The organism is Tessaracoccus sp. MC1756, from assembly GCF_014164735.1.
Classification (GTDB): domain Bacteria; phylum Actinomycetota; class Actinomycetes; order Propionibacteriales; family Propionibacteriaceae; genus Arachnia.
Genome location: NZ_JACJFZ010000001.1, coordinates 1066245 through 1086360 on the forward strand (window position 1 = coordinate 1066245; position 20116 = coordinate 1086360).

Sequence of the window (20116 nt, forward strand, 5' to 3'; positions counted from 1 at the left end):
CCCGGGCTCCAAGCAAACCGCTTGAAGCCCGGGGGTTCCTTCGTGCTGTGGGCGCCCCGCCTGCTACTTGGTGGGGCCGCCGAACATGATCTCGTCCCAGCTCGGCACCTTCGCCCGACGGCGACGGCGGCTGGGCTTCGGCTGCTCGTCCTCAGCCTCCACGAGGGCGTCCTGGGTGGGTTTCGCCACCTCGGTCACCGGCTCGTCCTCGATCACCGTCGTGACCTCATCCTGCGGTGCCCCCTCGGCGGGTTCCTCGGGGGCGGCGAGGTCTTCAGCCTCTTCATCCACGGCGGGTTCCTCGTCGTCCTGCACCTCGGGAGCGACTACTGGGGCCTCCTCCGGCTGCACAGGGTCCAGGATGCCGGTGTAGATGCGCACCGAGTCTTCGCTGATGCCGCTCAACATGTCATACAGGCTGTCGAGTTCGGAGGTGTCCTCGTTGCTGTCGTGCATCAACTCCGACGAAGGGACCTCGTCGCCGGGGTGCGAAACGGGTTGCGTGGCCCGCACCAGGGCGAGCTCATCGTGGAAGTCGATGGTGTTCTCTTCCTCCGGGGGAGCGTCGCCGCGCGCCTCCTCGCCGATCATCCAGCGTGCGTCGGAGTTGTGGGCCACCGAGAAGCGACCCTTGGGGTCGAACACGAACTCGGCCACCCTGGACTCCGCCTCCACGTCGGAGGTGAGACGGGCGACGATGCGCCACTTGAGGTCTGACTGGCGCCACGCGTCCCACGTGACGTCGTCGGCGTCGATGCTGCGCGTGCGGAGCCTCGTGGCGATCAGTTCGCCGAGACGCCTGTGCGTGCCGGACTCGCCCCGACGGCGCACCGTGGACACCTGGGCCGTCTGGGCGACATGTTCGCGTTCGGCGAGCACTGGGCCGGCGAATGCGTCGATGCGCTCGGCCGGCATTCCGCTCTCCGCAACCAGATCCTCGATGGAGGCACCCGCACGGACACGGGTCTGGATCTCCCGTGGGGTCAGAGAGTGGTCCATTGGGCTCCTCGTACGGCTGGCTACTGTCTGGGACAACTTACCAGCGTACGCCCTCGTCGCGCGGTAGGCAGAGCGCTAGGAAGTGCACATTCGCAAACACAGGTGCCGAGCGGGTATCCCACATTTTGGCGGGATGTGGTACACATAGCGCGATCGCGGCAACGAAAGGACATACACGGATGGCAACGGACTACGACGCTCCCCGCAAGACCGACGAGGAGATGAGCGAGGATTCGCTTGAGGAGTTGAAGTCGCGTCGCGCTGACAAGAACTCAGGCAAGGTTGACGAGGACGAGGTCGAGGCGGCCGAATCCTTCGAACTGCCGGGAGCTGACCTGTCCCACGAAGAACTGACCGTGCGCGTCCTGCCGCGGCAGGCGAACGAGTTCACGTGTGCTTCATGCTTCCTCGTGAAGGCCCGCCCGCAGCTCGCGGAGGAACGCAACGGCCAGTACTACTGCGTCGACTGCGTCTGACAGCTGGGTCAGGTGAGGCGTGAGCGCAGCTTGCCCGGACCGTTGTGGCTGTAGTTGGCCATCCAGCGGCGATGCACGTAGCGGTTCATGACGAGCTGCGCCACTCCCACCCCCAGGCCGCTGGCGGCCGCCCAGATGAGCCCGTTGACCAGCGGGGCCTCCGGATCATTGGGGTCCGGCGGCGGTTCACCGGTGGCGGCCTCCCAGACCTTCGTGATGGTCTTCTGCACCACCATCGTCGTGACGGCACCTGCAGCTCCCGCATAGAGTTTCCACATGATCTTCTCGGTCATTGCCATGAAGGTTCCTTTCGCCGGCACCAGATCCATGCCCATTATGCCCACGGGTTAAGGTGACTGTCGTGAGCTATTCCGAACGCCTGCACATCCCCTGGTGGTGGATCGTGATCGGCCTCCTGTTCGTAGCAAGTATCGCCGTCGCCGTGCTCGCTTACCTCGAACTGTGGTTGGCCATCAGCGTCGTCGCGTTGACCCTCGTGGGCGTCGGGCTGGGCCTCGTCGCCTACAGCGCCACCCGCCTGAGCGTCGACGGCGAAGCCTTCACCGCGGGGCGCAACAGGCTCGAGCGGGAATACATCGGCGAAGTGACCGCGCTTGAGGGCGAGGCGGCCCGTCAGGCGCTCGGCCCCGGCGCCGACAACCGCGAGTTCCTCTTCACCAGACCCTTCATCGACGGCTTGGTGCGGGTGGAGTTGGCGGACCCGGCAGACCCGCACTCGCGGTGGCTCGTCAGCACCCGGCGCCCCGCCGAACTCGCCGCAGCGCTCAGCGAGATTGCGCGATGAACATCAACACCGTCGCTGCCGTCGGGCACCTCCCCAGCTACGCGCACCCGGGCGACGCCGGCGCTGATCTCCGCACGACGGAGGACGCGGTGTTGGCGCCGGGGGAGCGCCGCCTCGTGGGCACCGGAGTCGCGGTGGCCATCCCCGACGGTCACGTCGGGCTGGTCACGCCCCGGTCAGGTCTCGCGGCGCGGGCCGGTCTGAGTATCGTCAACTCACCCGGGGTCATCGACGCCGGCTACCGCGGCGAGATCAAGGTATGCCTCATCAACCTCGACCAGCACGACCCCATCCGGCTCAGCGCCGGGGACCGGATCGCGCAGTTGCTGATCATGCCTTTCATGACGGCCTCTTTCACGCCTGTGGACGATCTCGATGAGACTTCGCGCGGGATCGGTGGGTATGGTTCAACTGGTGGTTTCACCACACCCTGAGATCAGAAGGAAGACCTGTGATTTTCGGACGCAAGAAGCGCCCCGCTGAGGCCGAACAGAGCCGGCCGGCTACTGAAGTGGTGGACAAGCGCATCGCGGAAGAAGTGGACGACCGCCCGGCAGAAGCCGAGGCGCGGCCCGAAGTGACGCCGATCGAGGCCCAGGCGGCCCTGTGGGACGCCGAATTCGACCGTGACTGGGGCCCCTTCGACATCGAAGAGGTGGACCTCGAGGCCGACGCCGACGAGGTGCAGCGCCTGGACCTGGGAACGCTCGTGCTCACGCCCTTCGAAGGCATGTCACTGCAGCTGCAGGTCAACAAGGACACCAACATCGTGCAGTCCCTGCTCGTGGGCGACGGTAACCAGTCGGCCCTCGAGGTGGCGGTCTTCGCCGGCCCCGGAAAGTCGTCGATGGTGCCCGAGATCCGCTCCGAGATTATCCGCGCCACCCAGCAGCAGAAGGGGCGCATCGAACTGGTCGAGGGCCCCTTCGGTGCCGAGGTCCGCCGGTCGTTGCCGATGACAGACCCGAACGGCAATCCCGCCATGCACGTGTCGCGCACCTGGTTGGTGCCCGGCCCCGGATGGGTGCTCCGGGGTGTTCTCCTCGGCAAGGCAACGTTCGAGCCCACCAATGAAGACATCCAGGTGGCGCTGCGGGAGTTCTTCAGCGCCCTCGTCGTCCGTCGCGGCACTGCGCCGGCAGCACCTGGCAGCCTGCTCCCCATGACGGTGCCGCAGCAGGCCCAGCAGCAGGCGGCGCAGGAGGACTGAGAAATGACTCGTACGTCGCTCCGAGAGCGGCTGCGGCGCTGGGTGACCCCGATCGAGGAGTTGGAGGCCACTGAGCTGATCCAGCGCGCCGAGGACAGCGGGGCCCAGCAACTGGCACGGTGCGAGCCGCGCAGCCGTGTGAAGCTCCGAGGCGAGATCGTCTCCATCACCTCTGATGCCGAGAACGGTTGGCTCGAGGCGGAGGTCAACGACGGCTCCGGCACCGTTCGCCTGATCTGGATGGGCCGCAGCCGGCTCGAATGCCTCATGCCTGGGCGCCACATCCGCGTCGCGGGCAGGCTCGCCGATGAGGACGGAAATCCGGTGATCTACAACCCGGACTTCGAGATCATCCCCTAGCTCTCCTCAGGCTCGGAATCCGGGTCGAACAGCTCGGCCAGGTCCGGCTCCGATTCCTGGGTGACCAGGAACAGCAGTTCATCGCTCGCCTCGAAGGCGCGGTCACGTTCTGGCGTCAGCGGCGCCCCGTCGCGGATGATCGCGACGAGCACGGCATCGCCGGGCAGTTGGATGTCGCGGATGCGGTGGCCGATGAAGCGCGAACCCACGGGAAGCCGGATCTCAGAGAGATGGGTCGTCGACTTGGTGAAGGTGAGCAGCCGCACCAGGTCGCCGGTGGAAACGGCCTCCTCGACGAGGGCCGACATCAGGCGGGGCGTGGAGACGGAGACGTCGACGCCCCACTGGTCGTCGAACATCCATTCATTGCCCGGGTGGTTGACCCGGCCCACGGTGCGGGGCACGCCGAATTCGGTCTTGGCGAGCAGGGAGTGGACGAGGTTGGCCTTGTCGTCACCAGTGGCCGCGATGGCCACGTCGTAGCGGTCCAGCTCCGCCTCCTCGAGCGAGCTGAGCTCGCAGGCGTCAGCCTCGAGCCAGGTGGCACCGGGGACAGCCCCGCGGTGAATGGCGGAGCGATCCTTCTCTATCAGCAGGACCTGGTGACCGTTGGCGATCAGTTCACGGGCGATGGAGCGGCCCACGTTGCCTGCTCCCGCGATGGCGACGCGCATCTCGTCCTCCTAGTTCCGGCCGGGGGCGTTGGCGAAGAGCGTCTCGAGTTCATCGACCCGCTCTGTGTAGCAGGCGACGAAGATGAGGTCGCCGTCCTGATAGATCGTGTCGCGGTCCGGCACCAGGCCGCGTCCCACCCGCAGGAGGAACGGGATGGGCGCGTCGGCGGCCGCCGACAGCTCGCTGACCCGGCGGCCCACCCAGCCGTTGTGCACGTGGATCTGCATGAGGCGGGCGTCCCCGGTGGGGTCTGACCACACCGGCTGGCTGCCCGCGGGGAGCAGCCGGCGGAGCATCTGCGTCACGGTCCACTTGACGGTCGCGACGGTGGGGATGCCCAATCGTTCGAACACCTCGGCGCGGCCCTGGTCGTAGATGCGGGCCACCACGTTGTCGACGTGGTAGTTCTCCCGCACCACGCGGGCCGAGAGGATGTTGGAGTTGTCGCCGGAGCTGACCGCAGCGAAGGCGTCTGCGCGGCGGATGCCGGCGGCCTCCAGCACCTCGCGGTCGAACCCGATGCCTTCCACGGTGAGTCCCTTGAAGTCATTGCCCAGCCGGCGGAACGCTTCAGGGTTCTGGTCGATGACCCCCACGCTGTGGCCCCGCTTCTCGAGACCCGTGGCGAGCATGGCCCCCACGCGGCCGCAGCCCATGATGACGATATGCACCCTTGTCTCCTCCGACGGTCGGGATGAGCACCCGTGTGATCCGAACATAGCACCAGGGTGCGCCGATGACATTTGGGGGGAACAGGTCTACGTTGAGCGTTGTGAACGTGATCTCGGCGCTCAAGCGCATGGTGGTGGGACGACGTCTGGCCAACGCCCAGATGGGCGAGACGCTGCTGCCGAAACGCATCGCGCTGCCCGTGTTTGCCTCCGACGCGTTGAGCTCCGTGGCGTATGCGCCTGACGAGATCCTCATCACGCTGTCCCTGGCAGGCATGGCGGGTTTCCTGTTCTCCTGGGAGATCGGCGTGCTGGTCGCCATCGTCGTCGCGGCCGTGGTCGCGTCGTACCGGCAGACCGTCCATGCCTATCCCAGCGGCGGCGGAGATTATGAAGTGGCGCGCGAGAACCTCGGCCGGCACGCCGCGCTGACGGTCGCGTCGGCCCTCATGGTGGATTACGTGCTGACGGTCGCGGTGTCGGTGTCCGCCGGCGTCATCAACGCCAAGGCCATGGCGCCGTTCCTGGAGGGTTACGAGGCCTGGACTGCCGTCGGTGTGATCGCGTTCCTCACCCTCGTGAACCTGCGCGGCGTGCGCGAGTCCGGGAGTGCGTTCGCCGTCCCGACCTACGTCTTCATGGTCTCCATGCTCTCAATGATCGCCATCGGTCTCCTGCGCATCTTCGTCCTCGGCCACGACCTCAAGTCGGAGACCGCAGACCTGATCGTCGTGCGCCCGGACGGCGCGGCCGACCTGGCCGGCTGGGCCCTGATCGCCATCCTCGCCCGCGCCTTCTCCTCGGGTTGCGCGGCGCTGACCGGCGTGGAGGCCATCAGTAACGGAGTGCCGGCGTTCCGGCCGCCCAAGAGCCGCAACGCCGCCACCGTGTTGGCGCTGCTGGGCCTCATGGCCATCACCATGCTGGTGGGCCTCATCTCGCTGGCCAACCTCACCAAGGTGCACCTCATCGACGAGCTGACCGGCACCCACTACGTCGACGCCGCGGGCAACACCATCCACAGCGCCGCCACCACGGTGACGGGGCAGTTGGCCCGTGTGGTGTTCATGGACTGGTTCCAGCCCGGCTTCTACATCATGATCACAGCCACCATGCTGATCCTGTTCCTCGCGGCCAACACCGCCTTCAACGGGTTCCCCTCCCTGGCGTCGATCCTGGCCAAGGACGGGTACCTCCCACGCCAGCTGCACTCGCGCGGTGACCGGCTGGCGTACTCCAACGGAATCGTGATGCTGTCGCTGGGCGCCATCGCCCTGGTGCTGGCCTTCAACGCCTCGGTCACGGCCCTCATCCAGCTGTACGTCGTCGGGGTATTCATCTCCTTCACGGTGGGGCAAATCGGGATGGTGCGGCACTGGACCGTCGCGCTGCGCACCGAACACGACCCCGCGGAGCGCCGCCAGATGGTGCGGAGCCGGGTGATCAACTTCATCGGCGCCTCCCTCACCGGGATCGTGCTGCTCGTGGTGCTGATCTCCAAGTTCACGCACGGCGCGTACCTGGCCCTCGTGGCGATGGGCGCGATGTTCCTCGTCATGCTCGCCATCTCGAACCACTACAAGGCGGTGTCGAGGGAACTGGCCCTCACGCCGGAATCCGATCGCGCCCTCCCGAGCCGGGTGCGGGGGGTCATCCTGGTGCAGCGGGTCAACCTGCCCACGGTCAAGGCCATCGCGTTCGCCCGCGCCACGCGGCCCACGACGCTCACCGCGGTGACCGTCGCCATCGACGACGACGAGGTGGAGCAGATCCTGGACGAGTGGGAGGACGAGGACTTCGGCGTCCCGCTCAAGGTGATCGCGTCTCCCTACCGTGAGATCACGGGCCCCTTCATCCGCTACGTCAGCGAGCTTCGCTCGGAGAATCCGCGGGACGTCGTCAGCGTCTACATCCCCGAGTACGTCGTTGGACACTGGTGGGAACAGTTGCTGCACAACCAGACGGCGCTGCTCATCCGCACCAGGCTGCACTTCATGCAGGGCGTCATGGTGACGTCGGTGCCCTATCAGTTGCGCAGTTCGGGCAGGCGCCACGACCTGACCCGTCGCGCGTCTCAACCAAGGATCGGTAGATGATGACCGAGGTCATGTTGGAGCGCGTGGCGCATGGCGGATACATCGTCGGGCGGCTCGAGGGGAAGGTCGTCTTCGTCACCGGCGGTTTGCCGGGGGAGCGGGTCCGGCTGGAGATCACGGACCGCGGCAGCAAGTTCGACCGCGGCCGCGTGACGGAGGTGCTCGACGCGGCGCCCGGGCGCGTGGCACCGCCCTGCCCCATCGCCGGGCGGTGCGGTGGCTGTGACTGGCAGCACGCCGATGCCGACACGCAACTCGCCCTCAAGACGGCCGTGGTGGCCGAGCAACTCGAACGGCTCGCCGGCCTGACCTGGGACGGCGAAGTCGAGGCGATCCCCGGAGGCCTGCTCGACTGGCGCACCCGCGTGCGCTACGCCGTCGACGACGACGGCACGGTCGGTCTGCGGGCCCGGCGCTCGCACGACATCGTGCCGCTGCCGGACCAGGGTTGCCTCATCGCCGCCCCCGGGCCCACCGTCGAGGAACTGCAGGCGTTCGCCGATCCCGGCGTCGACCTGGAGGTGACCGTGGCGGACCGGAGCGTGACGATGATCAGTGGCCGGCGACTCAAGGGTCCGGATCCCGTGCAGCAGAAGGTGCTCGGACGGACCTACACCGTCGCCGCCGGCGGATTCTGGCAGGTGCACCCGTACGCCGCCGAAACCCTGGCCAGAGCCGTGCTGGACGGATTGCGTCCCGGGCCGGGGGAGCGGGCCATGGACCTCTACTGCGGCGTCGGACTGTTCGCCGGGGCGCTGGCCGACACCGGCTGCCTGGTGCTGGGGGTCGAGGCTGGCCGCGGCGCGGTTGAACTCGCCAGGCGCAACGTGCCCGAGGGCGAGTTCTACGCCTTGCCCGTCGAGCGTGCTGACCGGCAGTTGCCGGAATGGGCGGACCTGATCGTGCTCGACCCGCCGCGCAAGGGCGCGGGAGCCGGCGTGGTCCGGGCGGTGGCTGCCCGACGCCCACGGGCGATCGCCTACGTCGCGTGCGACCCGGCTGCACTGGCGCGCGACCTGAAGACGTTCGCCGCTGAGGGCTACGAGCCCGTTTCCATCCGGGGCTTCGACCTGTTCCCGATGACGCACCACGTCGAGTGCGTCGCGATCCTCCACCCAGCCTCTTAGGCAGCGGCTGACCCCCTAGGATGGGCGAAGGATGGCGACGCCGCCGCGCGCCCGCAGCTTGTGCGGTATCTTGATATCAAGATAACCTGGCGTCAGCCAAGTAAAGGAGAAGGATGAGCGTCAACAGTTTCGGGGCGAAGTCGAGCCTCGACGTCAACGGCACCTCGTACGAGATCTTCCGGCTCGACTCCGTGCCGGGCTCCGAGAAGTTGCCCTTCAGCCTCAAGGTCCTCCTGGAGAACCTGTTGCGCACCGAAGATGGTGCCAACATCACCAAGGAAGACATCGAGTTCCTGGGGAACTGGGACCCGAACGCCGAGCCCGACCACGAGATCCAGTTCACGCCGGCGCGCGTGATCATGCAGGACTTCACCGGCGTACCCTGCGTCGTCGACCTGGCCACCATGCGCGAGGCCGTCGTCGCCCTGGGCGGTGACGCCTCCAAGGTCAACCCGCTGTCGCCGGCCGAGATGGTCATCGACCACTCCGTGATCGCCGACGTCTTCGGCACGCCCACCGCGTTCCAGCAGAACACCGACATCGAATACCAGCGCAACCGCGAGCGTTACCAGTTCCTCCGCTGGGGCCAGACCGCGTTCGACAACTTCAAGGTGGTCCCGCCCGGCACCGGCATCGTGCACCAGGTCAACATCGAGCACCTGGCCCGCGTCGTCTTCCCCCGCAGCGTCGACGGTGTGGTGCAGGCCTACCCCGACACCTGCGTGGGCACGGACTCGCACACCACCATGGTCAACGGCCTGGGCGTCGTCGGCTGGGGTGTGGGCGGCATCGAGGCCGAGGCGGCCATGCTGGGCCAACCCGTCTCCATGCTCATCCCGCGCGTCGTCGGCTTCAAGCTGACCGGCAAGCTGAGCGAAGGCACCACCGCCACCGACCTCGTGCTGACCATCACCGAGATGCTGCGTGAGCACAAGGTGGTCGGCAAGTTCGTCGAGTTCTACGGTGACGGCGTGGCCGAGGTTCCGCTCGCCAACCGCGCGACCATCGGCAACATGAGCCCCGAGTACGGCTCGACCATCGCCGTGTTCCCGATCGACGCGAAGACCACCGACTACCTGCGCCTGACGGGCCGCGATGAGGAGCAGATCGCCCTCGTCGAGAGCTATGCCAAGGCCCAGGGCCTGTGGCACGACCCCTCGATCGAGCCGGTCTACTCCGAGTACATCGAACTGGACCTCTCCACCGTCGTCCCGTCGATCGCCGGTCCCCGTCGTCCCCAGGACCGCATCAGGCTGGACCAGTCGAAGACCGCGTTCCATCAGGAACTGGTCGCCTACGCGGGCGAGCCGGAGGCCGACTACAACGGCTACGACAGGGCCGTGAACTCCACGATGGACGCCTCGGACCCCACCGAGCCCACTCCCGGCGAGACGGACAATTCGCCCGCGCCGCACGGCGCCGGGAACGGCGCATCGCCTGACCGTGTGGTCAAGAAGGTGCCCGTCACGCTGGCAGACGGCTCGAGCTTCGATCTCGATCACGGCGCTGTCACCATCGCGTCGATCACCTCGTGCACGAACACCTCGAACCCGAGCGTGATGATCGGCGCCGCACTGGTGGCCAAGAAGGCCGTCGAGAAGGGCCTCACCCGCAAGCCGTGGGTCAAGACCTCGCTGGCGCCGGGGTCACAGGTGGTCACGGACTACTACGAGAAGGCCGGCCTCACGCAGTACCTCGACGCCATCGGGTTCAACCTCGTCGGCTACGGCTGCGTCACCTGCATCGGCAACTCCGGTCCGCTCATCACCGAGGTCTCCGAGGCCATCAACGAGCACGACCTCGCCGTCTCGGCGGTGCTCTCGGGCAACCGCAACTTCGAGGGTCGCATCAACCCGGACGTGAAGATGAACTACCTGGCCAGCCCCATGCTGGTCATCGTCTACGCGCTCGCCGGCACGATGGACATCGACCTCTTCTCGGAGCCGCTCGGCCAGGACCAGGACGGCAATGACGTGTTCATGGCCGACATCTGGCCCACCCAGGCGGAGATCGAAGAGGTCGTCGCCGGGTCGATCAGCGCGGAGATGTTCTCCTCGCGTTACGCCGACGTGTTCAGCGGCGACGACCGCTGGCGCTCGCTGCCCACCCCGGACGGCGACACGTTCGAGTGGGAGGACGACTCCACCTACGTCCGCAAGCCCCCGTACTTCGAGGGCATGCCGGCCGACCCGGCGCCCGTCGAGGACGTCTCCGGCTCCCGGGTGCTGCTCAAGCTGGGCGACTCGGTCACCACGGACCACATCTCCCCAGCCGGCTCCATCAAGGCGGACTCGCCCGCGGGCGAGTACCTGACGGCCAACGGCGTGGAGCGTCGTGACTTCAACTCGTACGGTTCCCGTCGCGGCAACCACGAAGTGATGATCCGCGGCACGTTCGCCAACATCCGTCTGCGCAACCAGATCGCACCGGGCACCGAAGGCGGCTTCACGCGTGACTTCACCCAGGCCGACGGCCCCGTCACCACCGTCTACGACGCTGCCGTCAACTACGCAGAGCAGGGCACCCCGCTCGTGGTGCTGACGGGCAAGGAGTACGGCTCCGGTTCCTCGCGTGACTGGGCGGCCAAGGGCACCGCGCTGCTGGGCGTCAAGGTCGTCATCGCTGAGAGCTACGAGCGCATCCATCGCTCCAACCTCATCGGCATGGGCGTCCTCCCGCTGCAGTTCCCGGCCGGCGAGAGCGCCGATTCCCTGGGCCTGACCGGCGAGGAGACCTTCTCCTTCGAAGGCATCTCCGAGCTCAACAACAACGTGACGCCGAAGACCGTCAAGGTCACTGCGGTGAGCCCCGACGGCAAGGAGACCGTGTTCGAGGCTCTCGTCCGCATCGACACGCCGGGGGAGCGCAGCTACTTCCAGCACGGTGGCATCCTGCAGTACGTGCTGCGTAATCTGGCCAACGCCTGATCTGAGCGCAGACGAACCGGGCCGGTCCCCTTTCGGGAGCCGGCCCGGTTCTTGTGTCGTTAACGGTCGACCCCCAGTTCCTGCGCCATGGCGACCGCCTCGCGGGAACCGCCAGGGCCGAAGTCGATTTCCCCTCAGCCGGGACAGCAGACGCGGGGCGGCCTGCCCTGCGTGCCGGGAGGGTTTGAACATCGTCATCCGACCGACATCTGCAGTTCACGTCGCCGTGGGCGTCGCGTCATCTGGTCAGGTTCTGCTTGGAGGGACCGATTGGAGGGTCATATGTTCGCATCGATGAAGCGTTTCGTGTTGGTCGGCGCTGTCGCAGCGTTGATCGTTGGCTTGTTCACTGGCCCCGCGAAGGGGAGCACGGAGGGGACGCCGGAGATCCGGAGCTGAACCTCTGACCTCGCGGAAAGGTGAGGTCGATTGGAGCAGGCGCTCGATTTTGTCCGGGCCTTGAGCTTCAATAGAAGGTATGTTCGATGAAGATGAAGTCATCCGCGTGTACGTGCCGCCGGGCTGGCCCGGAGCCGTGCGCCCACCGGGGTCCAGCGGCTGGCTGAAGACGGCGGAATCTTTCCTGCTCGACTCCTGCCCGTCGGAATACCGGGGGTACCAGGTGCTGCGCCGTCACCCTGTCGTGCTGGCACGGATGGCGCGGGAGTTCGTCGCGGCCCAACTGGTGGCGACGCGCAGCGGTCTGGCGGGGGTACGCACCTCGTTGTCGGGTGTGGTGGACACCGCAACGGTGGATCAGGCTGCGGTCGTCCTGCAGCAGGAGGAGGCCCGGCTGGTCCGGGTGGCCAGGGGAGTGGAGCTCGTCGAACAGGCACTCCGGGACGTGCGTTTCGTCCCCCGGCTGTGACCTCCGCCCGCACGTTGGCCCGGCCCATTGGTTCTTAGGGCCTACTATTGACGGCATGTCTCTGTTGGATTCGGTGCACAGCCCCCATGACCTGCGGGCGCTGTCCAGGAAACAACTGGTGCAGTTGGCTGACGAGATCAGGCGCTTCCTGATCACGAAGGTCAGCCGCACCGGTGGCCACTTGGGCCCGAACCTCGGCGTCGTCGAATTGACCATGGCCATCCACAAGGTCTTCGATTCGCCGTCAGATCCCATCATCTTCGACACCGGTCACCAGAGCTACGTCCACAAGATCCTCACCGGCCGCGCCCCTCTCTTCGACACCCTCCGCCAGCAGGAGGGCATCTCCGGGTACCCGGAACCTGACGAATCGGAACATGACTGGGTGCGCAACTCGCACGCCTCATCGGCCCTCTCGTGGGCTGAGGGTCTGGCCAAGGGGTTCCGCATCAAGGGGGAGGACCGCACGGTCGTGGCGGTCGTCGGCGACGGAGCGCTGACCGGCGGTATGGCCTGGGAGGCCCTCAACAACATCGCTGACGCCGGCGACCTGCGCCTCGTGGTGATCGTCAACGACAACGGCCGCTCCTACACACCCACAGTCGGCGGGCTGGCCAACCACCTGGCCGGCCTCCGCACGGATCACCGCTACGAGAAGACGCTGAGCGTCATCAAGCGCGGCGTGAACCGCATCCCCGTGTTCGGGCGGCCGGTCTATGACCTCATGCATGGTTTCAAGACCGGCGTGAAGGACGTCCTGGCGCCCCAGACGATGTTCTCGGACATCGGCATCAAGTACACCGGCCCCATCGATGGGCACGACATCACGGCCCTCACCAACCACTTGGAACAGGCACGCCAGTTCGGCGGCCCGGTGATCGTGCACTGCGTGACGCGCAAGGGCAGGGGCTTCCAGGCCGCCGAGGAGCACGAGGAGGACCGCTTCCACGCGGTCGGCAAGATCAACGAGTTCACCGGAGAGCCGCTGTCGGCGACGGTGCAGGCCACCTGGACGGACGCGTTCGCCGAAGCCATCGTGCAGCTCGGTCAGCGACGCCCAGACCTGGTGGCCATCACCGGGGCCATGCTCAACCCCACCGGGCTGGGCCGCTTCGCAGCGGCGTTCCCGGACCGGATCTTCGACGTCGGTATCGCCGAGCAGCACGCCGTGGTCTCCGCGGCCGGCCTGGCACGCGCCGGCCTGCATCCGGTGGTCGCCCTCTACGCCACGTTCCTGAACCGGGCCTTCGACCAGGTGCTCATGGACGCGGCGCTGCACAGGGCCGGCATCACTCTGGTGCTGGACAGGGCCGGCGTGACCGGCACGGACGGGCCCAGCCACAACGGCATGTGGGACATGACGCTCCTGGGCATCGTGCCGCACCTCCAACTGGCGGCACCGCGCGACCAGACCCGTCTGGTGGCAGCGCTGGACCATGCGGTGGAGGTCGACGATGCGGTCACCGTCGTGCGCTACTCGAAGGAACGCCTGCCGGACGAAATGCCGGAGATCGCCCACGTGGGCGAGGGGATCAACCGCGTCGACGTGCTGGTCCGGCCCGAAGAGGCGAAGGTGCTCATCGTTGGATACGGGCAGTTCGTGGGGGTGGCGATGGATCTCGCCGAGCGTCTCGATGACCAGGGGGTGTCCGCCGCAGTCGTCGACCCGCTGTGGGCCCTGCCGGTGAGCCCAGACCTCGTGTCGCTGGCCAGCGGCTACGACCTCGTGGTCACCTTGGAGGACAACCTCGTCGACGGTGGCGTCGGCCAGAGGCTGGGGGCACAGTTGGCGATGGAGGACGCAGCGGTGAAGGTACGCAACTTCGGCATCCCCAAGGAATTCCTGAAGCATGGCTCACGCGACGAAGTGCTGGAGCGCATCGGGCTCACCGCCGCCGCCACGGCGCTGTCCGTGCTGGGTGACCTGCTCTCTACCGAGGTGGTCGACGTCACCGTCGAGGACGCTCAGGCCTGACCGAGCGCCTCCGCGATGGCGGGGGCCAGGAAGTCAGCCTGCCACGGCCGGGCGCCCAGTTCCAGGAGCACCTCTCGCGTCACCTCTGAATGACGGTAGAGCGCCTCCTGCAACACCGCGGGCGGTGCGATCAGGCTGGGCTGGAGCCCCCCCAGGTCGCAGGCCAATTCGTCGACGGCGGGCCGCACCGCTGCCCAGCGCAACGCTGCCTCCGGATTCGCCTTATCCCAGGACCTGGGGTGCGGCACGCCGGGGGTGTGCAGGCGTTTGGCAGGGTACTGCTCCGGCGGCAGGCGCCGGACACGTTCGAGTGCAGCCAGCCAGTGATGCACGTAGCGCTGCCCCGGCTGGGAGCTGAAGCCCGGGAGGTTCTGGACCTGCGCCGCGCTCGGTACCGCGTCGCGGGCCAGGGCGGCGACCGCCAACACCGCCGAATCATGGAGGATCCAGCCTGGCGGCCGGTCGCGGCGCCTGGCAACCTCGTCCCGCGCCAGCCATAGTTCCCGGGCCACGGCGTACTGCATCGGCGTCCTGAGGGTGGTGAGGCCGCTGAGGCGCCGCCAGGGGTCCTCGCGGGGCTTCGGCGGCGTGCTGAAACGCGCCAGCATGTCGTCGTTCTCCTGCGCGGACCATTCTTCGCGACCGGCCAGCACCAGGTGGGTGGCCAGCACCTTGGACAGTTCGAGGAGGTAGTCCACGTCGAGTGCGGCGTAGATCAACCAGGATTCGGGGAGCGGCCTGCGCGACCAGTTGTCGGCGGAGTGTGCCTTGCGGAGTTTGACGCCGAGCTCGGCCTCAAGGAGGGCCCCGAGCGATGCGCCGGGTTTTGCGAGGAGGCGCGCGGCGAGTTCGGTGTCGAAGATCCGCGGCGGGATGATGTTGATTTCCTGCATGCAGGGCAGGTCCTGGGTGGCGGCGTGGACGATCCAGGTGGCGGTGCCGCACGCGTCGACGAGCGAGCTGAGGTCAGCCAGTTCCCCGCCCTCCTCGAAGGCGATCGGATCGATCAGCCACGTCCCCGAGCCTTCACGGCGGATCTGGAGCAGATAGGCCTTCGCCCAGTACCGGTGGCCGTGCGCACGTTCCGTGTCGAAGGCCACCGGCCCTCTGCCGGCGCGCAGGGCCGCGAGGCACTCCGCCAGGAGTTGAGGGGTGTCGACGACGGGCTTGAGTGGCTCGCGGCTGCTGTTCACATAGGTCATAGGTTGCGGCCCACCGGGAGGGTGGCCACGCCCGGCGGCAGGGGAGGTTGCCCGGCCACCTGGCCGAGCAGATCCTGCCAAGCCGCGAGATGCGGGGTGAGCGAGTGCGCGCCGTCGAGTTGGGGCGTCCATGAGGAGCGCAGCTCGACGTCCGCCCTGTCGGGTTCCTGGACCATCTCGCCGAAGCCTCGACCGTAGGAGGCGGTCACTGTTCCGGCCAGTGCCGAGGCATCGCAGCCGTGGCTCTCCAGCGCTTCGGTGAACCACGACCAGGCGACTTCAGGGAGAAGGGGGTCTGTCACCATGTCCAGGTCCACCTCGGCGCGGACGTAGGTCACGAGGCGGAAAGTGCCGGCCCATGCGTCGTTGCCCGCCGGGTCGTGGAGGAGGATCAGGCGCCCCGTTGCCAAGGGCTCATCGTCCTCCAACAGCTCGGCGGCGATGGCCACCGAATAGGGGGCAATGCGCTGGGGAGAGCCGATCTCGTCCGCGGTGATGCCGGAACGCCAGTTCATCGCCGTCAACTCCCGGAGAGCGCGGCTGAACGGCTCTGGAGTGATGCTGGTGACATTCGCGGGCACGTCGCCACTCTAAGCGCGGCGCCACGCTTTTCGGTGGTGGCGCGCCGAGAAGCCCTGCTCAGGAACGGCGCAGGTTCAGGGACACGGAATTGATGCAGAAACGCAGGTCGGTGGGCGTCTCATAGCCCTCGCCCTCGAAGACGTGGCCCAGATGCCCGTCACAGTTGCTGCACCGCACCTCGACGCGGGGGCGACCGGGCAGCGACCTGTCCTCGATGTAGCGGACGCGTTCCTCCGCCAGCGGGGCGAAGAAGCTGGGCCAGCCGCAGTTGGAGTGGAACTTCTCATTGCTGCGAAACAGTTCCGCGCCGCAGCCCCGGCATTCGTAGACCCCCTCGTCCTCGGTGTCGGTGTATTCGCCCGTGAACGGCCGCTCCGTGCCGGCCTCGCGAAGGACGTGGTACTCCATCTTGCTGAGCTGCTCGCGCCATTCGGTATCCGGTTTGATCAGCTTCGGGACGTACTGGTCAGTCATGAAGACGATGATAATCGCCACCGCAAGCTGATCAGTCCTCCTCGCCCTCCAAGACCTCCGCGGACAACTGCGTGGGGGTGCCGTCGAGCAACTCCATCGCGCCGAACGCATAGCGGGCGAGGATGAGCTGCCTCAGATGGGGAGTGGGGCCGATGGGCGAGGTCACGGCGATGGCCCCGGCGCGCAACGCCGCATGGGCGTGGGCATGGTAGTCCGGCGTGGGGGCCAGGAAGACGCCTCCGACGGCGATGTGACGGCGCCCCTGTCCGCGCAGGGCGGCGACCGCGGACGCGGTGGCCCTGCCGCTGCCCTCGTCGACCGCCAACTGAACCGGGATCCGGTGGTGGGCCGACCATTGGCGGGCGCGACGGGCCAGCAACGATGAGCCACGGACGTCGCCGCCGGCAGGCGCCGCGAGGATGAGTCCGTCGATCTCGAGGGCGCCGCCGCGGTGCAACGCTTCCCTGACCCGCTCGTCGAGGATGTTCAGCAGTTCGCTGGCCGGGCCCACGGGGCGGCTGACAGCGAGGTGGATGTCTGGAGAACGCTGGAAGGTGTCGAGCACGGGGGCGTGATCTGCTGCGGAAACGAGGTCCAGGGGGATCAGCACCGCCTCTGCCACCTCGTCCGCGACGAGTTGGGCCACCACGTCTTCGAGCCGGGGCTCGGGGCCGCCGATGCGGCCGAGGAAGACCCGGAGGTCGCTGCGCGCACTACGGAGGTCCTCGAGGATGGCCTCCAGGGAGGAGTTCACAGCTTCGTCGTCGGGGCCGTCGGCCACGAGTACGATCGCGGGTGCTGTCATCGCCTCATTCCTCCGGGCCCTCGGTGGGCAAAACCAGCGTCGGAAAGCCCCACTAGAGTGGGCGATGGCGGTTTCGAACCGCCGACCTCTTCGGTGTGAACGAAGCGCGCTACCACTGCGCCAATCGCCCTAGCGAAGAAAAACTCTAGCGGATCGGAAACCAGAATGCGAACTGAGGTCCTGGAGGTCCCCACAACCACGGGAAATGCGCGGGCTCACGTGTCCTATCCGGCAGGCGCCGCGGGCCTCATGGTGCTCGGGCACGGGGCTGGCGGGGGAGTGGAGACCGCAGATCTCAGGGCCGCGCTGAAGGCGGGTCTGGAGGCGGGCTTCGTCGTGGCGCTGGTGGAGCAGCCCTACAGGGTCGCCGGTCGCAGTCTGCCGCCGCCCATCGCCAACGCCGAGCGGGCGTGGGTGCAGGTAGTCGGGCAGCTCCGGCCGCAGGTGCCCGGCGGCGTCCTGGTCGTGGGTGGTCGCTCGTTCGGGGCGCGGGTGGCGTGCCGGTCCGCGGCTGAGGTGGGTGCTTCGGCGGTGCTGTGTCTCGCTTTCCCGCTCGTGTCGCCCAAGGGCGCGGACCGGGGGTCCGAGTTGTACTCCGTGTCGGTCCCGGTGCTCGTCGTCCAAGGCAGGAAAGACCCGTTCGGGCTCCCGGAGGAGGGTGCGACGAGGCGCGTCGCCCTCGTGGACGGTACGCACACCCTGAGCCGGGAGCTGGAGCGGGTGGAGCAGGTGATCGCGGACTGGCTGGGTGAACGGGTCAGCGCGTGATCGCGCTGAGGAACCGGCGATTTGCACTTTGCTGAATCCGTGGACTAATGTTCTCTACGCGCCGAACGCGGCAAACCGGAAGGGGAGCAGCGGTAGCGCGAAGCGGACGTAGCTCAGTTGGTAGAGCATCACCTTGCCAAGGTGAGGGTCGCGAGTTCGAATCTCGTCGTCCGCTCGGAGATCAAGGTCTCTCCCAGACCCACAAGGGGAGGGTAACCCTCCACCCGGTGGAGTGGCCGAGAGGCGAGGCAACGGACTGCAAATCCGTGTACACGGGTTCAAATCCCGTCTCCACCTCGGGCGGTTGGCGCAGTGGTAGCGCGCTTCCCTGACACGGAAGAGGTCGCTGGTTCAAACCCAGTACCGCCCACCAGAAGACACCCGGCCATGCCGGGTGTCTTTTCTATTTGCGGCTGATGCGCCACACTCAAATCGTGGTGTTCGGGGACGACTCTTCCCGGAAATGGGTCGCGAGGGTTCCCCATTGGCTCCGTGGGCTTGATCCCCGTCGACCTCACGACTGAGTCGGAGCGCGTCGTGTGGGACCTGGACGTCATCTCCACGGGGCGACGCGTCAGTGAACTGAGGCGGTAGCGCTCAGTCGTCGATGACGGGTCGACGGTCCTGGAGGCGCAGCAGACGGAGGCTGCGGAGGCTCAGCGCGACCTTCCGAAGGGCCTTGCGCCCGTCGACCGCTGAATCCTGGTACTCGAAGACGGGCAACCGCCAGCGGAACTTGATGGCCAGCATCCGCAGGGCGAAACCGACGGCCAGGGTGACGGCCACCGCCGCATTGTGGGCGACGCCCACCTCCAACAGACCCACGAAGAGCAGCGCGGCGATGACGGACACGGAGGCGTACAACTCCTCCCGGAACACCAACGGGATCCGGTCACAGAAGAGATCCCGCATGATGCCGCCCGCCACGCCGGTCACCACGGCACCGACGACCGCGATGATGATGCCCAGTTCCATGTCGAGGGCCACCTGCGCTCCGAGGATGGAGAAGACCACCAGACCGAGACCATCGAGTGCGAGGAACAGTTGCCGGAAGTACTTCATGATCCCGGCGATAGAGATGGTGATGACGGCTGCGAGCACGACGAGCAACACGTACTCGGGATCGCGGACCCACGTGAGCGGATAGTGCCCGAACAGGACGTCGCGGATGGATCCGCCACCGAGCGCCGTGACCAGCGCGACCATGATGACGCCGAAGAGGTCCATGCGTTCCCTGCCGGCGGCCAGGGCCCCGGTCATTCCCTCCGCAGTGATGCCGATCGCCCAGAGAATTGTGAGCACGTATCTCCTCTCATGCAAGGACAATGATGCAGGACGGGGCGCGGTGGACAGAAAATGACCCGCCCCGGAGGCGGCGCCAGCACGGCCAGCGCCTAGGGTGGCTGCGTGCACGTGCCAGACCACTTCAGCCTTCCCGAGGACCGCCTGCAGCAACTGCTCGCCGAGGTGCGTCCCGGCAATCTCGTGACCGTCCATGAAGACGGACCGCTGTCGACCTTCGTCCCCATGCACTGCGAATCCCGCGGCCGATCCCGCGTGCTGGTGACCCACCTGGTGCGCAACAACCCCCAGGCCCGGACCCCGATCACCGGCCGTGGGATGGCCATCTTGGACATCGCCGACGCGTACGTCTCGCCCCACTGGTACGCCACCAACCAGGAACTGCCCAACGTCCCCACATGGGACTACCTGACGATCCATGCCTGGGGCCCCGTGCGTATCGACCCGAGTCCCGACGCAGCGCTTCGCGCCGCAAGCGCCCTGACCGAACGCATGGAGGAGCCCGAAGTGCTCGACGCCGTCGGGGCGGAGAAGTTGGGCCTCATGTCGCGCGCCATCGTCGGCGTCGAACTCGAGATCGACCGGATCGAGGCGAAGGCCAAAATGAGCCAGAACCGCCATCCCGACGACATCCGCAGCCTCATCCGGCACTTCGAGCAGCACGGCCCCGCAGAGGTGGCCGACTACCTCCGCGAGGTGAGTCTCCCGCATGCCGAGCGCCGCTTCGGGACTCTGACGATGCTCCGCGACCAGCACCGCGCCCAGTAGCCGGAGCGCACTGGCAGCGTAGAGTC

21 protein-coding genes and 4 tRNA genes are annotated in these 20116 nt (G+C 67.3%); 15 read left to right on the forward strand and 10 right to left on the reverse strand.

Features of this window, described 5'->3' with window-relative positions; genetic code table 11:
- Nucleotides 1-63: 63 nt before the first annotated feature.
- On the reverse strand, nt 64-1035 hold the full coding sequence (sepH, locus tag H5393_RS04935) for a septation protein SepH (protein WP_255436255.1): 972 nt from the start codon (nt 1033-1035) through the stop codon (nt 64-66).
- Nucleotides 1036-1178: 143 nt separating this feature from the next.
- Here sepH and H5393_RS04940 point away from each other — a divergent pair, with 143 nt between their 5' ends.
- A complete protein-coding gene (locus tag H5393_RS04940; protein WP_076058767.1) occupies nt 1179-1475 on the forward strand; it encodes a DUF4193 domain-containing protein in 297 nt (98 codons plus the stop codon).
- An 8-nt stretch (nt 1476-1483) separates the two neighbouring features.
- Here the strand turns inward: H5393_RS04940 and H5393_RS04945 are convergent, their stop codons facing one another.
- The gene (locus H5393_RS04945; RefSeq protein ID WP_083665330.1) at nt 1484-1774 is read right to left on the reverse strand and encodes a DUF4235 domain-containing protein; all 291 of its coding nucleotides are present in this window, start codon (nt 1772-1774) and stop codon (nt 1484-1486) included.
- A 62-nt stretch (nt 1775-1836) separates the two neighbouring features.
- On the opposite strand from H5393_RS04945, the gene H5393_RS04950 reads away from it, so the two are divergent.
- Genes H5393_RS04950 through H5393_RS04965 form a run of 4 tightly spaced genes read left to right on the forward strand, consistent with a single transcriptional unit; the run spans nt 1837 to nt 3850 of the window.
- Nucleotides 1837-2280 carry a DUF3093 domain-containing protein gene (locus H5393_RS04950; protein WP_182765675.1) on the forward strand — a complete coding sequence of 148 codons (444 nt, stop codon included), beginning with the start codon at nt 1837-1839 and terminating at the stop codon, nt 2278-2280.
- Nucleotides 2277-2714 (forward strand): dUTP diphosphatase, encoded by a 438-nt coding sequence (gene dut, locus H5393_RS04955; protein WP_182765676.1) that lies wholly within the window; start codon nt 2277-2279, stop codon nt 2712-2714. The genes H5393_RS04950 and dut overlap by 4 nt, the downstream gene beginning before the upstream one ends.
- A 17-nt stretch (nt 2715-2731) precedes the next feature.
- The gene (locus tag H5393_RS04960; RefSeq protein ID WP_182765677.1) at nt 2732-3490 is read left to right on the forward strand and encodes a DUF3710 domain-containing protein; all 759 of its coding nucleotides are present in this window, start codon (nt 2732-2734) and stop codon (nt 3488-3490) included.
- Between the two features lie 3 nt (nt 3491-3493).
- Nucleotides 3494-3850, forward strand: coding sequence for an OB-fold nucleic acid binding domain-containing protein (locus H5393_RS04965; protein WP_182765678.1), 357 nt, complete (start codon nt 3494-3496; stop codon nt 3848-3850).
- Here the strand turns inward: H5393_RS04965 and H5393_RS04970 are convergent.
- Nucleotides 3847-4524 carry a TrkA family potassium uptake protein gene (locus H5393_RS04970; RefSeq protein WP_182765679.1) on the reverse strand — a complete coding sequence of 226 codons (678 nt, stop codon included), beginning with the start codon at nt 4522-4524 and terminating at the stop codon, nt 3847-3849. The genes H5393_RS04965 and H5393_RS04970 overlap by 4 nt on opposite strands.
- A gap of 9 nt (nt 4525-4533) precedes the next feature.
- Nucleotides 4534-5244, reverse strand: a complete 711-nt coding sequence (locus H5393_RS04975) for a TrkA family potassium uptake protein (RefSeq protein ID WP_182765680.1) — start codon at nt 5242-5244, stop codon at nt 4534-4536.
- 53 nt (nt 5245-5297) lie between these two features.
- Between H5393_RS04975 and H5393_RS04980 the strand changes: the two genes are divergently transcribed.
- From H5393_RS04980 to dxs, 5 genes are all read left to right on the forward strand, one after another.
- Entirely contained in the window at nt 5298-7292 is a 1995-nt protein-coding gene (locus H5393_RS04980; RefSeq protein ID WP_182765681.1) for an APC family permease, read from the forward strand.
- Complete coding sequence (locus H5393_RS04985; protein ID WP_182765682.1) at nt 7289-8419, forward strand: class I SAM-dependent RNA methyltransferase; 1131 nt, start codon at nt 7289-7291, stop codon at nt 8417-8419. The genes H5393_RS04980 and H5393_RS04985 overlap by 4 nt, the downstream gene beginning before the upstream one ends.
- A 113-nt stretch (nt 8420-8532) precedes the next feature.
- Nucleotides 8533-11346: an aconitate hydratase gene (locus tag H5393_RS04990; protein ID WP_182765683.1), complete on the forward strand. Its 2814-nt coding sequence runs from the start codon at nt 8533-8535 to the stop codon at nt 11344-11346.
- A 478-nt stretch (nt 11347-11824) separates the two neighbouring features.
- The gene (locus tag H5393_RS04995) at nt 11825-12214 is read left to right on the forward strand and encodes a hypothetical protein (RefSeq protein ID WP_076058785.1); all 390 of its coding nucleotides are present in this window, start codon (nt 11825-11827) and stop codon (nt 12212-12214) included.
- Nucleotides 12215-12269: 55 nt separating this feature from the next.
- The gene (gene dxs, locus H5393_RS05000; RefSeq protein WP_182765684.1) at nt 12270-14189 is read left to right on the forward strand and encodes a 1-deoxy-D-xylulose-5-phosphate synthase; all 1920 of its coding nucleotides are present in this window, start codon (nt 12270-12272) and stop codon (nt 14187-14189) included.
- Here the strand turns inward: dxs and H5393_RS05005 are convergent.
- The 5 genes from H5393_RS05005 to H5393_RS05025 all read right to left on the reverse strand — a co-directional run bounded on the left by H5393_RS05005 (nt 14180) and on the right by H5393_RS05025 (nt 17382).
- Nucleotides 14180-15391: an HRDC domain-containing protein gene (locus tag H5393_RS05005; protein ID WP_182765685.1), complete on the reverse strand. Its 1212-nt coding sequence runs from the start codon at nt 15389-15391 to the stop codon at nt 14180-14182. The two genes, dxs and H5393_RS05005, sit on opposite strands and share 10 nt — an antisense overlap.
- Entirely contained in the window at nt 15388-15972 is a 585-nt protein-coding gene (locus H5393_RS05010; RefSeq protein ID WP_370585929.1) for a DUF3000 domain-containing protein, read from the reverse strand. Before H5393_RS05010 ends, H5393_RS05005 begins: the two co-directional genes overlap by 4 nt.
- 58 nt (nt 15973-16030) lie before the next feature.
- Nucleotides 16031-16447 (reverse strand): peptide-methionine (R)-S-oxide reductase MsrB, encoded by a 417-nt coding sequence (msrB, locus tag H5393_RS05015; protein ID WP_182763407.1) that lies wholly within the window; start codon nt 16445-16447, stop codon nt 16031-16033.
- 31 nt (nt 16448-16478) lie between these two features.
- Entirely contained in the window at nt 16479-17252 is a 774-nt protein-coding gene (locus tag H5393_RS05020; RefSeq protein WP_182765686.1) for a sirohydrochlorin chelatase, read from the reverse strand.
- Between the two features lie 58 nt (nt 17253-17310).
- Nucleotides 17311-17382 (reverse strand) — tRNA-Val (locus H5393_RS05025).
- 89 nt (nt 17383-17471) lie between these two features.
- Here H5393_RS05025 and H5393_RS05030 point away from each other — a divergent pair.
- The 4 genes from H5393_RS05030 to H5393_RS05045 all read left to right on the forward strand — a co-directional run bounded on the left by H5393_RS05030 (nt 17472) and on the right by H5393_RS05045 (nt 18393).
- The gene (locus H5393_RS05030) at nt 17472-18020 is read left to right on the forward strand and encodes an alpha/beta family hydrolase (protein ID WP_220488164.1); all 549 of its coding nucleotides are present in this window, start codon (nt 17472-17474) and stop codon (nt 18018-18020) included.
- 102 nt (nt 18021-18122) lie between these two features.
- Nucleotides 18123-18195 (forward strand) — tRNA-Gly (locus H5393_RS05035).
- 51 nt (nt 18196-18246) lie between these two features.
- Nucleotides 18247-18317, forward strand: a tRNA-Cys gene (locus H5393_RS05040).
- Nucleotide 18318: 1 nt separating this feature from the next.
- Nucleotides 18319-18393: transfer RNA gene (locus H5393_RS05045), tRNA-Val, on the forward strand.
- A 224-nt stretch (nt 18394-18617) separates the two neighbouring features.
- Here H5393_RS05045 and H5393_RS05050 read toward each other — a convergent pair.
- Nucleotides 18618-19322, reverse strand: coding sequence for a trimeric intracellular cation channel family protein (locus tag H5393_RS05050; protein WP_370585930.1), 705 nt, complete (start codon nt 19320-19322; stop codon nt 18618-18620).
- 105 nt (nt 19323-19427) lie between these two features.
- Between H5393_RS05050 and H5393_RS05055 the strand changes: the two genes are divergently transcribed.
- Nucleotides 19428-20090: an FMN-binding negative transcriptional regulator gene (locus H5393_RS05055; protein ID WP_182765689.1), complete on the forward strand. Its 663-nt coding sequence runs from the start codon at nt 19428-19430 to the stop codon at nt 20088-20090.
- Nucleotides 20091-20116 lie beyond the last annotated feature (26 nt).

Excerpts from the sequence above, each read along its gene's own strand:
- H5393_RS05020 (WP_182765686.1), bottom strand. The coding sequence starts at position 17,252 with ATGACAGCACCCGCGATCGTACTCGTGGCCGACGGCCCCGACGACGAA.
- H5393_RS04990 (WP_182765683.1), top strand. The coding sequence starts at position 8,533 with ATGAGCGTCAACAGTTTCGGGGCGAAGTCGAGCCTCGACGTCAACGGC.
- H5393_RS05005 (WP_182765685.1), bottom strand. The coding sequence starts at position 15,391 with ATGACCTATGTGAACAGCAGCCGCGAGCCACTCAAGCCCGTCGTCGAC.
- msrB (WP_182763407.1), bottom strand. The coding sequence starts at position 16,447 with ATGACTGACCAGTACGTCCCGAAGCTGATCAAACCGGATACCGAATGG.
- H5393_RS04985 (WP_182765682.1), top strand. The coding sequence starts at position 7,289 with ATGATGACCGAGGTCATGTTGGAGCGCGTGGCGCATGGCGGATACATC.
- H5393_RS04965 (WP_182765678.1), top strand. The coding sequence starts at position 3,494 with ATGACTCGTACGTCGCTCCGAGAGCGGCTGCGGCGCTGGGTGACCCCG.
- H5393_RS04945 (WP_083665330.1), bottom strand. The coding sequence starts at position 1,774 with ATGGCAATGACCGAGAAGATCATGTGGAAACTCTATGCGGGAGCTGCA.
- H5393_RS04975 (WP_182765680.1), bottom strand. The coding sequence starts at position 5,244 with ATGTTCGGATCACACGGGTGCTCATCCCGACCGTCGGAGGAGACAAGG.
- H5393_RS04940 (WP_076058767.1), top strand. The coding sequence starts at position 1,179 with ATGGCAACGGACTACGACGCTCCCCGCAAGACCGACGAGGAGATGAGC.
- H5393_RS04970 (WP_182765679.1), bottom strand. The coding sequence starts at position 4,524 with ATGCGCGTCGCCATCGCGGGAGCAGGCAACGTGGGCCGCTCCATCGCC.
- dxs (WP_182765684.1), top strand. The coding sequence starts at position 12,270 with ATGTCTCTGTTGGATTCGGTGCACAGCCCCCATGACCTGCGGGCGCTG.
- H5393_RS04995 (WP_076058785.1), top strand. The coding sequence starts at position 11,825 with ATGTTCGATGAAGATGAAGTCATCCGCGTGTACGTGCCGCCGGGCTGG.
- dut (WP_182765676.1), top strand. The coding sequence starts at position 2,277 with ATGAACATCAACACCGTCGCTGCCGTCGGGCACCTCCCCAGCTACGCG.